The following is an 11,526-nucleotide window of genomic DNA, read 5'->3' on the forward strand; positions in this document are numbered from 1 at the left end:
CTGTCTAACTCTCCAGAAGGTAAACGCCTAGCATTAGCATAGCGCACTTCTGCGGGTGACCACATCATTCCCATTCAGTACTAAGAATCGCCAATACAACGGTATCCCACCACTTATTTTTGAAGAATCGGTGCTCTTTAAAGCAAGCTTCTTGTCTCATCCCGAGTGACTTACACAATCTTATCGCCGCTAGATTCTCACCAATGGTTTCTGCATAAATTCGATGAACACCTAACTCTGAAAACCCAAAACCAGCCAGAGCTTTGGCCGCTTCTACGGGTAGCCCTTTCCCCTGAATTGCTCTCGCAAAAGCGCAGCCCATTGAAGCTTGCTGGTTATCTTCAAGGCGTAAACACACGGTTCCGATAAACTTCCCTGACTCTTTACTTTCCACAGCTAATTGATAGGACTGACGAGGTTCTTCCTCAGCCTGTTCAACAAACAATTGGGTGAGTTGATGGTACTTACTAGGCTCACAATCAGTTTCATCATAGAAACGCTGATATTTGGCGTCCTGTGACATGGCCACAAACGCGCTTTGATCTTCAAGCGTCATATCTCGAAGAACTAATCGGTCAGTTTCTAGTTTGAACATCAAAATTCCTTTTTATCTGTCGCCTAAACTGTATGGCGTTACTGACAGTCAAGCCAATAACGAGCTACTGGGCCAGGAAAGACTTTACCAAAAACTATTTTTTCAAACTTACCGCCATTTGTCTCAATGACTTTTCGTGAAGCTATATTGTCTTCGTCTGCGGTAATCAAAGCTTGTTTAATACCCAGAGAGCTCGCTTTTGGAATAGCGAATTTGAGTATTGCCTTGCCGTAACCAGAACCTCTCTTTGAGGGAGCAATATCGTAGCCAATGTGCCCCGCTTCAAGTGACAGAAACTCATTATCGATGCGATGACGAACACGAATGGCGCCGAGTATCTCTCCTTCATCATTTACCAACCAATAATGATTACATGGCACATAACCATCGGGTAAGTTAACGCCTCTAGCCTCATCATTTAAGCATTCAATATAACGAGAAAAATCAAGAACACCGTCTTTGTAATAATCAGAGTTATCGATGTCGTGCTCCAAGAAGTCTTGATAATACACCTTAAAAGCGGACTCAAATTCTTTTGAGGGCGATACTAATTTCATTGTTATCTATTCCTCTTACGACACAATTAAAGGAGCTTTCTAATTAGCAAGATGAATCTGATAGGTTCCAATTTGACTGCGAGTAAGTATGAGTTCATCAAACCCACTTACGATCAAATCCGCTTGGTTCAATTCTTCTCTGGTATGGCTGGTTAATAGAGCGATCGTGAAACATCCTGCCTTCTTAGCAGATAGTACGCCAGATGGTGAATCTTCAACTGCAACACAATCTTCGGTTTTTGCGCCTAAAGCTTCTGCTGCTTTGAGGAAAGGCTCCGGTGCTGGCTTACCTCGTACCACATCTTCAGCACAAATCATGACCTTTGGTAACGTAAAACCGGAAGCTTCTAAGCTTGTTGTTGCGACGGCTCTTGGCCCACTCGTTGCGATTGACCAGCAATCCGGACCTAATTTTGATAAAAAATCATGAGAATTTGGTATAGCCTTGGCGCGCTTCATCTCTTGGGTCGCAATAGCTTTAACTTTATTGACCTCAGTGACATTGGAGAATTCCATGCCAATACAGCTCAGTGTCTCTTCGATTTTTCGCCCATGGATATACTCACTCATGGTTTCAAAACGAACACCAACAGTCTTGCACCATTTTTTCCAAATATTATCGATAACCACTTGGGTATCAACCAGTGTTGCATCGACATCAAAAATAAACTTCTTACATTCAATCATGAACTCTAAAACCTATGAAAAACACTTTGATACATTATTGATATGAGCAGATAACACACATTAAGACGCCATGACTTTAATACCAAACAGCGTAAACAAGCCGCCAGTTACATAATCCATGACACTTGAGATACGTGCATAAACACTTTTCGCTGCTCGATGTGAAAACGCTGTCGCCAGAAACATATGCCAGCATAAGGTAATACCAGACATAGTCAGCATAATGGCGATGACCATCGGGATGGTAATATTTTCAGGCATAGAGACACTAAACAAACTCACGACAAAGAACCCCGTTTTAGGGTTTAAGATGCTCGTGATGAACGCCGACATAAAGACTTTTCTACTTGAAGGCAGCATCGCTTCGCTAGTATTCAAACCTTCATCTAGCTGTTTGGCTTTTCGTGTTGAAAGGATCTGGCGCATACCCAAGTACAACAAATAACTGCCACCAACGATCTTCATAACGCTAAACAGTGCCGGGAAATGGGAGAACAAAATAACCAAGCCAGTGCATCCAAACAGTGACCATAGCAATATGGACGTACTGACACCAAAAGCAGAATATTTTGCTAGCTTTCGGTTGTAGTGCAGCGCTGTGTTGATCGTCAATAGTACATTCGCGCCGGGCGTTGCGACTGCTAGCATCCAAATCATCGCAACGTGAAGAAGAACCAATAAATATTCCATTCGTCTCTACTCAATTCAATCAAGCTTAAGTAATGATATCGCACGCACTAACGGTTTTGCGTCGCTTGATTCACAAAATTAGTGCGCTCGAACGTGGTGTGATGAGTGTCTTTCAACTCAGTATTAGAGTCCACATTTGAATCCAAAAAATGCCAAGCAATAAGATTCAACCAATCTATTAACGACCACTACTCTCGACACTTTGCTAAGCCATAAAGTTCCAGTAGTTGCCTACCATCACTAGGCATCCCTTCATAGGCACCAAACGCACTAGGGTAATAGATAGGCAATGCTGTCATCACAAACTGAGCCAATGAAAAATAGACACCAAAATTAATGACGTAAGAAGCGATGTAAGGGAGTTGATTGCTATTAATAAAATACAACGATAGACACAGGAGTAATGAGGTAAGCGGCCCCATAAGTAGAGACCATGCTTGTAAGGATTTACTGCCCAGTTTAGTTATTGAGGCAAAGCCAACATTCATTGAAAAGCTTGAAATTGACAGTGTGAGATTGCCAATTTGAACAACCTTGGCCTTTTCGCTATTCCCGAGGGCCACCTCGACTTTGTGACCCGCAATAAGCTGAGGGATTGCATGACCCAATTCATGCAATAAGGTGGCGATAGGCATCACAAACAAAAAGCCTATCGCTAATCCAATCAAACTATTCAATCTCAATCTCCCTATTTAGATCGATAGCCACTGATAGAAAGAGGTAAATGGTTGGTAGAAAACCTACTGCCGCTTATATTGTGTTGGACAATAACCTCTCGACACTTCAGAGCTACGAAGTTTTACATGTTTTGTCGCACGACCTGCGACGCGAGCACGCCACAACTTGAAGCTACCTGGCTTCATATGGCTACGCATAAAACGAATCACCTGTGATTCATTTAAACCAAATTGGTGTTCTATTGCCTCAAATGGCGTTCGGTCTTCCCACGCCATTTCAATAATTCTTGATTCACTCTCTTTAGATAATTTCATTGTCTACTCATCCTTTAAAATTTGAGTAGAAGTACGCTCACTCTCACTTTTTAGATCAGGGTGTTACCACTGAATCGATAAGGAATCATCAAACAAAAAACAGATATTTGTCGTTATCCTCTCTCCAGCCACTCGCTACGGAGCACTCCATATTTCAACGAGTCATAATACTCGCCTTGGTAATATCGCACCTTTCTCAGCCTCGCCTCTTGCTGGAAACCTAGCTTCAAAGCGAGAGACATCATGCGCGGGTTACCTGACCAAGTAGTTAGCCCCACACGCTCAATCTGTTTGTTTTCGAAGAGGTAAGTAATCCAGAGCGGAAGTGCTAATGCTGCGATCCCCTTCCCCCAATAATCAGAGTTATAAATGACCACGCCAGCTTCGAGCCAACGTGTCTCTTCGCATTCCCAGTAGCAACTCACGGTTCCAACAGGTACACCGTCGACAACCACTAGCTGTAGGTCATCGCCCTCGAGCAGCCGTTTAAACGAATGCGCTTCAAAGCTTTCTAATGAAGGATGAGAATACGAAAAATAAGGGCCATTAAACTTAGTCCACTCATCGTTTGAGATAACCAAAGCATAAATGGCAGCTAATTCGCTAGGCATTGCTGGTCTTATCGTTATGTCCATTCGCTTTCCTTGTCCTGTTTTCAAACGCCATCGTACTGTTTAACGATTCTCGGTATTAGCTCGACTAATTTTTGTTGGAGTCTATTAGCTTTAAATGAGTATTTGCGAACTCTCTAAGCACTCTCGCATTATTGTGATGCGCGTTATCTCCACATTGCTGTCCGTTAACTCTAATTTCAGGACTAGAGTAGGCAGGAATAATATCACGCTCATAAGACATCACAGTGCCTCTCTCTGCACATGTAGCACCGAATGAATGTGCGGGCGCTTTGGGGTACCTGTCAGCGATAAAATGTTCGATAGTCGCGTAATCTTTTAGCACCGTTTTATAGTCATGGTTGGCGCCGCTCATATGACCAATTTCATGTTCCATTGTCGAATCCGCGCAATTTATAGCCAAAGAGAAAAAACGAGAGACCTTAGATGCGACACCACAATATCGAGACTCGAAAGCAGAATGATAATTTGAAAACACAACACCTGTAAAAACTGGACGACCGTCCTCTGTGATTTCTTCAATTGGATCTTCCATCGATAATTTGAGTAGCCTCTCTGCCGCACTCACATTTTGAAACCAAAGGCTATCGATAGCAGATGTATAAGTAATTTGGGTTACCTTTCTCCTCATAGGAATACATGAGTTTTTCAAAACTAGGTTGGAGTAACTTTCCCATGTGGCGACTTTACTAGCGATAAACGCCTTCGAGTATTCCAACAACATAGACTCGTCAATGTAAAGGTGAACCTCGGTGTTCAACACTTCACCTTCAACACAAGCAGGGAACTCAATAGTGTCAGCATTAGTGTAAAGACTGAAGCCAAGAAAGATGACACCCAAGGCTACTCGCATTTGCTTAATATCGTTTTTAATAAGTCTTGCCTTTCCAAAAGTAAAAAGCTCGCCAATGATGACGAGCCTTGTTTAGGGGTGAACCATGCTAACTGCGAGGTCGCAGTTAGCTTACAACTTGTTCTCGCAAATTCACTTCGACACTCTTTAAGATCTTAAACTCTTCACGAGTACAGCCTCGAGCTACAGATACCCAGTGATCACCAGTTTCGTCTGACCCTTTAAACTCTGCACGAAGCTCGTATTTTCGCCACGAAACAAAAGCCAAAATAAAGGTCAGAGCGAGCATAGGTAACCCAAACTGAGGTACGAACGCCCAAGTTGCTGCAGATAGCATCAAGGCCAATGAAATGACATTGATTGCGTTTTCTTTGATGCCCAGCTGTCGGATTTCTAGCTGTTTGATTTTACGTAAGCTGTAAACATCCTTCTTCACTCGAAGTTCATCAGAACTCACTAGAAAGTCAGATGCCTTGTATGCTCTACGCAGCCTCAATAAATTCGCTAACCTATTGCGTGTTTGGTTCTTAGTCATCGCCTTTCTCCATGTTATTTAAAGGTTAGTAAAAACTAATATAATCATGAAGTTATCGATGAATGCCTATTTTATAAATCAAGAGAATATAAAAAGCAAGGATATGAAATTAATAACATTTATAACAACACCAACAAAACATTCAAAATATGAATCAATAAATTTGAACTCTAGTTGCTGTTTGCACCGTGCGGAAGGTATTCATCAATTGATTCTTTCCGCTACTCATAATGAATGCTTCCATTAACCAACGCGCTTCATCTGTACTTTGTAACCAGTTATTTCAATTCATTTTGAACAAGAGAGTAGTCTGCTTAGAGTTTGCTGAAGCCACATCACATAAAGTGCTCACTGACATAGAATTCATCAGAATAGAAGCAGCCAGGTATCAACAATTTGAATGGCTCAATCATTCATCTACTCATATCAGTGCAAGCTATCAATTAAGCAATTGATCTCATAATGGCAGAGCTGTATGGTTACTTTACACACACTGTTGCCTAATGGAGATGACGATGGACGAACTACTAACGCACGCTATGGAACAGAAACAACGTACGGTCGTAACAAGCTTATTTGCAAAAAATGGGTTTAAGATCGCCGCGACAGATTTTGATGATGTGACCTTTGAACGCGAAACCGTTTTGGTCAATGTTAGATTCGACGCATCTTCTAATGTTGAATCCATTTCGGTTTTGAATGACTAAATATAATAAATTACGATAACAAGCAGGCAAAGATGTTCGACTATTGAAGATGGTAACCAAGTCTTACCCACAATAAAGCACAAACCTGAACTCGCCTCTCGCCTGCTTGTTGACCCCTTCCCAAAAAACAAAGTAAATGACAAAGCAATCAATAATTAGCAATCCTACGAGCTTGGCTTATATTTGTTAGTACCTTCGAACAAATAATCCAAGTGATAGCTATGTTCCTAACCCGGTTAATTTATGTCAGTACACTTTGTGAAAGTTGTGACGCTGAGGCTTTAGATGACATTCTCCAGATCTCGCACGACCGCAATAAACAAAGCCATTTAACAGGTCTTCTTAGTCACAACGACAAATATTTCCTCCAATGCATCGAAGGATCGAGAAGCGCCGTAAATCACACTTATAACCACATCTTGAATGACAAGCGTCATAAAAAGGTGATGATCCTGTATTTCAAAGAAATCGACTGTAGGCAATTTGGAGATTGGTCTATGGGAGATATTCCTCAATCAAGCTTGACCGAATTGGTGAATTTACAGTTTTCGACATCCAACCAATTCAATCCATATGAGATGTCTGGAGAAAGTGCTTACCAAATGCTTTTAGAGTTGAAGCAGAATTTGCCATCTGAATAAATTAGCGCCCCTTTTATCCAAGTTACACGCATCAAAAAGCCCCAACGCATGGGGCTTTTTATCGTCATTTGAAAAGCTAGCTTTTAATCATTACCAAGCTTCTTTTCGCTTTCACTACGAAGAAACTCTTGCTCACTACCCGTAAGTGTTTGCTGTTCAGCCGTAATATCCGATTCTTTAAACACGATAAACGCTCGGCGGTTCAACGCATCGGCTTTCTCTGAACGTTCGTTTATGGCTGGTTGCAATTTACCAAACGACTTCACTTCCCAGATAAACTGTTTAGGGTCGAGTTTGGTTTTGAGGTATTTAACTACAGTTTCTGCACGGCGCTCCGCTAACTTCTCGTTGTAAGAAACCGAACCGGCTTGGTCAGTGTGTCCAGCAACCATGATACTGCCTTGCAAACCACTCAATTGAACCGTGAAATCATCCAACTGCGTTAAGTCTTCAGGCTTGAGCACCGACTTATCAAAGTCAAAGTGTGGTGTTATCGCCATGTACACTTTACGCTCAGGTTTTGGTGGCTCACAGAAAGGCATCTCTTCATACTTCTGCGCTTCTTCAAACACGATAAATGCACGGCGGTTCTCTGCTCGATCTTTATCGGTTTTGCCCAACAACAAAGGTTGAGTTTCCCCAAGATGTTTCACTTCCCAATCATACTGCTTAGGATCTAAATGGGCTTGCAGATAATCAGCCACTGACTTAGCGCGTCGCTGTGAAAGACGCTCGTTATATTCCAGAGAGCCTTTGTAATCAGTGTGGCCGACAATTGTAATTCGCCCTTTGAGGCCTCTGATCTCTTTAACAAACGTATCTAAATTGATCTTGTCGAGGTCACGCAATTGGTATTTATCAAACGCAAAATGCTCTGCGATAGCGATATGCACCTCACGCTCTGGCGCCAAACACTCGCTGATTAAAAACTTAGACACGTCGATACCCGCAAACTTGTCTCGGTTCTCTTGACTCACATACGTGTCGGTTGCACAGCCGGAAAGCAGCGAAGTACTCATCACTGCGCTTATTAGGAAAATAATTGTTTTCATATTACTCTTAGCTGTCACTTTGAATTCTCAACTCTCTGCTTTTAACCCTCTCGGGCAGGCTTAAATCTTACCGACTAAGTTAATGAACACACCGGATGCGTCGTAGTCATCATCATTGGTTAGATCGCTATCAAACGCAGAGAAGTTATAACCAATCCCCATTTTGAAGTTCTCGCCGATGTGCTTGTTCACCGAGACTAACGCACCGTGTTCTAGCTCGTCGTTGAGTGTGTCTGTTTTCCAATGATATTCACCCGTTACATCCCACTCTTTCATCACACGGTAAGAAGCGCTCAGTCCGTATAAATCGATGTCGCTTTTAACGATCTCATTCGCACCAGATGCTCGCTCGAAGGCTTGCTCTTTGTCTTTATGCGCATATTTAGTGCCGACGTCCCAGTGCTGGTCGATCGAATAGATCGCTTCAACTTCGATGATTTGGCTAGTTTCGTCTTGATAATCCACATCGCGATCCAGTTGGTCGAAGTCCGCAATGTAGGTGTAACGGCTCAGTAGGTTCAATCGATCGTTATAGATCGGACGATAAGCTAGACCACCTGTCGCTTCGGTGAATTGAGCCATGGTTTCACCTGTGGTTTCACTCTCTGTGATTGAGTAGTTGTACTTACCAAACAGCGTGTACTCTTCCGTTAAGTGGTGCGTGTAACGGTTAGTCGTCACGATTTGTTGCAGCTCACGCTGTGCTATCTCTGGGTCGTCTTCACTCTTATCCACTCGGTATTCAAACTTGTGATTTAAGGTGATGTCATCTAGATCGATCGAGGCATTGAAACTGATGGACTCACGCTCTGTTGTGATGTTCTGGTCGTCTTCGATTTCACCCAGTTGATAACCGATGCCCATTTCAACATCTTCCGTCACATCGTAACCAAAGCCGTACGAGTCGATACGCCCATGACCATCATTTTCATCGACGAACTGATTCTCTTGATAAAAGTCGACACTGCTGGTGAGGTCTGCACGCTGGCCAACAATCACGTTGTTTTGACCTTCGTAGTTATCATCTACATAAGTTACGTAGGTTGAATGGTCATCGGATACATCGTAAGTCACCGTCGCTTCTGCTACTTGGCCTCGGTCGCCATCGGTGTATTCGCCGCCAAGTGACAAGTCTTCCAACACTTGAAATTCAGCACCAATCGACGCGCTGTCGTTTTCGTCATAGTCATCCGACTGATCCACGGTCTTTTGCCCTTTAACGTAAACGCTATTCTCGCTGTCCCACATGTATTCCAAACGAACACCCGCTAACGTAGCATCGCTGTGCTCGTCGTTTTGGTTAAGCTCTTCAGTTTGTTGCCCTGCCGCTGAAACCTTGATGTGCTGAGTGATTTTGACTTGGGTTTCGATCTCAATCGTTTCGGTATCTGTTTCAAGATTACCGTCAACATCACGCTCTTCGTTGGTTGAAAAACGGGAAAGTACCGCTAAACGATCGGTCGCTTGCAAACGAAGTTCGGCGCCATAGGCTTCCTGCTCTAGGTCATCGCTGCTGCTCGCGTAGCTGTACCCTGCGTCTTTGTCTCGATACCAAAGCCTTAAGTCATTACCCACTGCACCAAAGATAGTTGGTGCAAGGTCATAAAGGCTCGTCACAGCAGTAATTTGAACGCTGTCGCCCTCACGATCTTCTAAGGTATCGCCGATAGGTGTGAAGGTTAAACCACCGTCTGTAGAGACGAAGTTCGATTCAGTTTGCGTACCTTCACTGCGCGCGAACTCAGCCTTAATGTAAGTCCCCTCTGTCGCACGCAACGTTAAATCGGTGCCGTAAGACTCATAATCTTGGTTATCTTTTTCTTGCGTTGCGTAAGTGACACCTACACCAATATGATCGTTAACCCAACCTTTTGCTCGTCCACCATACGACATGGCATCAAGTGAATCAGATCCTTGTGGGACGTATTCATAATCAACAACCAGATAGTTTTCATAGTCATCACCATTTTCGATCACACTGCCAAAACTACCGGATAAGATATTATCAAGAGGTTTAGTCAGGATGATGCGGCCTTGATACGGGTCGAAGTCATAGTCGACACCCGGCTCAAGCGGGATTTCATTTTGTACTAGGCCAGACTCATCTTTTACTTTTACGTAAACCTTATCGCTCCCCGGTACCGCTTCACCGTGGCGAAGGAAATACAGAGAGCCGCCTGTACCTAAGAACTCATCGTGTGCATACAAGGAGTCAGCTTCTGCCGTAAAGCCGACCACGTTCAAGCGGTCTTCACCATATTGCGTGGTATCGCGAGTACGGTAATCGGCTTTGAAACCATAAAGGCTACGGTTGTAATCGTTATTCTCAGTGCCAGTTAATCCTGTATTGTAGTTACCCCACAAGTATTGCGATTTGTCGTACTCAACATTGAGGTAAACCTTACCCTTGGTATTAACCACTTTTTCGATGTTTGAGCTATCGCCATAGTTGCCGTAATAAAGCTCATCGTCGTCTTCAAGGATATCGAATACATCCGAATCGTCGGAGGCGAACGGATGTTTGAGCATATCTTTTATCTCACTTTCTCGAGTATCGAAGTGAGTGGTCACGCGAAGCTTGTCACCAAATTTACCCTGACCAAAATACGCTAAACGACCTTGGTTATAGATATCATCTTGATACTGGTCATCGACACTCAATGCATCGCTGTTGCCAGACACATTGTTCTTACCAACATAAAGATCAGCCAAACCCGTTTGTGCGTAGTAGGTATCTGGGATACGAACGTAAAGCTTGTAGCGGCGCTCATCACCGTTATCAAACACAACCTTGGTTGGAAAAATGTAGGAGTCTGTTGGTAAGTACTGCTCTGCGTATAAGTTGCCGTCTTCGACATCAAATTCGTCTTCACCTATGATGACTTTATCAACGCCTTTCAAGCCAGTGCCGATGAACTTCGCTAAACCCGCATTGGTTGGAATGTTGTGACGCATCAGCTTTGCTTTTCCATAGCTTTTACCTTTGCTCTCTTCATCGCCATTATCGTTTCGGTCGATATCAACTTCAGAGTCAGGTTTCACTAGATCAGTAACACCAACGGTGGTCACATCCATGTTGCCATCTTTGTCCCACGCTTTTAGACGGAACATCAGCTGCTCACCGACATTAAATTGGTAGTCGACATCGGTTTGACCATCCCAATTGATGTCAGAGTCGTTTGCCAATTTATCACCACCAAGTACCGCGATAGGCTCAGATAAACCAAAATCGCCGACACGGTACACTTCTAACTGATACTTCTTGATGTAATAACCATAGTTAGTCGTGATGGTGAAACCTACGCTGTCACGCAGTGTGCCCTGCTCGACTTCCAACTCATCGCTGACACTGACATCGAGCACCGGGTCAAAGCGAGTGATGTCGCGGCTTGCCCAAATCGCGCCTTGTTCTAAGTAAATACGTGAACTGTCTTGGTCTTGGTTCGGCTTAGTAATTTCAATGCCTGTCGTCTCAGAACCAATTTTTTCAAGCTTACCTGTGTCTTTCGCTACCGCCATCACTGGAATGGCAGTCAACACACACGTCGCTAAACGAGACTTACTAAATACTTTCATACAATTTCC

Annotated in this window: 13 protein-coding genes; 2 read left to right on the top strand and 11 right to left on the bottom strand. The window is 43.4% G+C overall.

Annotation, left to right across the window (positions count from 1 at the left end):
• Positions 1-64: 64 nt before the first annotated feature.
• From F0228_RS16180 to F0228_RS16220, 9 genes are all read right to left on the bottom strand, one after another.
• Entirely contained in the window at positions 65-595 is a 531-nt protein-coding gene (locus F0228_RS16180; RefSeq protein WP_061031701.1) for a GNAT family protein, read from the bottom strand.
• A gap of 38 nt (positions 596-633) precedes the next feature.
• Positions 634-1,152, bottom strand: coding sequence for a GNAT family N-acetyltransferase (locus F0228_RS16185; RefSeq protein ID WP_171762464.1), 519 nt, complete (start codon positions 1,150-1,152; stop codon positions 634-636).
• A 39-nt stretch (positions 1,153-1,191) separates the two neighbouring features.
• Positions 1,192-1,839, bottom strand: a complete 648-nt coding sequence (locus F0228_RS16190) for an HAD-IA family hydrolase (RefSeq protein WP_171762465.1) — start codon at positions 1,837-1,839, stop codon at positions 1,192-1,194.
• A 60-nt stretch (positions 1,840-1,899) separates the two neighbouring features.
• Entirely contained in the window at positions 1,900-2,529 is a 630-nt protein-coding gene (locus F0228_RS16195; protein WP_171762466.1) for a LysE family transporter, read from the bottom strand.
• Positions 2,530-2,717: 188 nt separating this feature from the next.
• The gene (locus F0228_RS16200) at positions 2,718-3,206 is read right to left on the bottom strand and encodes a hypothetical protein (RefSeq protein ID WP_171762467.1); all 489 of its coding nucleotides are present in this window, start codon (positions 3,204-3,206) and stop codon (positions 2,718-2,720) included.
• A gap of 63 nt (positions 3,207-3,269) precedes the next feature.
• Positions 3,270-3,521: a TIGR03643 family protein gene (locus F0228_RS16205; protein WP_008222468.1), complete on the bottom strand. Its 252-nt coding sequence runs from the start codon at positions 3,519-3,521 to the stop codon at positions 3,270-3,272.
• 113 nt (positions 3,522-3,634) lie between these two features.
• Positions 3,635-4,156 carry a GNAT family protein gene (locus F0228_RS16210; RefSeq protein WP_061031706.1) on the bottom strand — a complete coding sequence of 174 codons (522 nt, stop codon included), beginning with the start codon at positions 4,154-4,156 and terminating at the stop codon, positions 3,635-3,637.
• A gap of 64 nt (positions 4,157-4,220) precedes the next feature.
• Positions 4,221-5,006 (bottom strand): hypothetical protein, encoded by a 786-nt coding sequence (locus F0228_RS16215; RefSeq protein WP_105059303.1) that lies wholly within the window; start codon positions 5,004-5,006, stop codon positions 4,221-4,223.
• A 106-nt stretch (positions 5,007-5,112) separates the two neighbouring features.
• The gene (locus F0228_RS16220; protein WP_105059302.1) at positions 5,113-5,541 is read right to left on the bottom strand and encodes a hypothetical protein; all 429 of its coding nucleotides are present in this window, start codon (positions 5,539-5,541) and stop codon (positions 5,113-5,115) included.
• 515 nt (positions 5,542-6,056) lie between these two features.
• On the opposite strand from F0228_RS16220, the gene F0228_RS16225 reads away from it, so the two are divergent.
• Both F0228_RS16225 and F0228_RS16230 read left to right on the top strand, forming a co-directional pair.
• Positions 6,057-6,248, top strand: coding sequence for a hypothetical protein (locus tag F0228_RS16225; RefSeq protein WP_061031707.1), 192 nt, complete (start codon positions 6,057-6,059; stop codon positions 6,246-6,248).
• A 221-nt stretch (positions 6,249-6,469) separates the two neighbouring features.
• Complete coding sequence (locus F0228_RS16230) at positions 6,470-6,889, top strand: BLUF domain-containing protein (protein WP_061031708.1); 420 nt, start codon at positions 6,470-6,472, stop codon at positions 6,887-6,889.
• A gap of 83 nt (positions 6,890-6,972) precedes the next feature.
• Here the strand turns inward: F0228_RS16230 and F0228_RS16235 are convergent, their stop codons facing one another.
• Together F0228_RS16235 and F0228_RS16240 are read right to left on the bottom strand one after the other, a co-directional pair.
• On the bottom strand, positions 6,973-7,941 hold the full coding sequence (locus F0228_RS16235) for an OmpA family protein (RefSeq protein WP_061031709.1): 969 nt from the start codon (positions 7,939-7,941) through the stop codon (positions 6,973-6,975).
• Positions 7,942-8,001: 60 nt separating this feature from the next.
• Positions 8,002-11,517 carry a hypothetical protein gene (locus F0228_RS16240; protein WP_171762468.1) on the bottom strand — a complete coding sequence of 1,172 codons (3,516 nt, stop codon included), beginning with the start codon at positions 11,515-11,517 and terminating at the stop codon, positions 8,002-8,004.
• Between the last annotated feature and the right edge of the window lie 9 nt (positions 11,518-11,526).

The organism is Vibrio sp. 99K-1 (assembly GCF_013114585.1).
Classification (GTDB): domain Bacteria; phylum Pseudomonadota; class Gammaproteobacteria; order Enterobacterales; family Vibrionaceae; genus Vibrio; species Vibrio chagasii_B.

Excerpts from the sequence above, each read along its gene's own strand:
- F0228_RS16190 (WP_171762465.1), bottom strand. The coding sequence starts at position 1,839 with ATGATTGAATGTAAGAAGTTTATTTTTGATGTCGATGCAACACTGGTT.
- F0228_RS16180 (WP_061031701.1), bottom strand. The coding sequence starts at position 595 with ATGTTCAAACTAGAAACTGACCGATTAGTTCTTCGAGATATGACGCTT.
- F0228_RS16195 (WP_171762466.1), bottom strand. The coding sequence starts at position 2,529 with ATGGAATATTTATTGGTTCTTCTTCACGTTGCGATGATTTGGATGCTA.
- F0228_RS16240 (WP_171762468.1), bottom strand. The coding sequence starts at position 11,517 with ATGAAAGTATTTAGTAAGTCTCGTTTAGCGACGTGTGTGTTGACTGCC.
- F0228_RS16205 (WP_008222468.1), bottom strand. The coding sequence starts at position 3,521 with ATGAAATTATCTAAAGAGAGTGAATCAAGAATTATTGAAATGGCGTGG.
- F0228_RS16210 (WP_061031706.1), bottom strand. The coding sequence starts at position 4,156 with ATGGACATAACGATAAGACCAGCAATGCCTAGCGAATTAGCTGCCATT.
- F0228_RS16230 (WP_061031708.1), top strand. The coding sequence starts at position 6,470 with ATGTTCCTAACCCGGTTAATTTATGTCAGTACACTTTGTGAAAGTTGT.
- F0228_RS16220 (WP_105059302.1), bottom strand. The coding sequence starts at position 5,541 with ATGACTAAGAACCAAACACGCAATAGGTTAGCGAATTTATTGAGGCTG.
- F0228_RS16235 (WP_061031709.1), bottom strand. The coding sequence starts at position 7,941 with ATGAAAACAATTATTTTCCTAATAAGCGCAGTGATGAGTACTTCGCTG.
- F0228_RS16185 (WP_171762464.1), bottom strand. The coding sequence starts at position 1,152 with ATGAAATTAGTATCGCCCTCAAAAGAATTTGAGTCCGCTTTTAAGGTG.
- F0228_RS16225 (WP_061031707.1), top strand. The coding sequence starts at position 6,057 with ATGGACGAACTACTAACGCACGCTATGGAACAGAAACAACGTACGGTC.
- F0228_RS16215 (WP_105059303.1), bottom strand. The coding sequence starts at position 5,006 with ATGCGAGTAGCCTTGGGTGTCATCTTTCTTGGCTTCAGTCTTTACACT.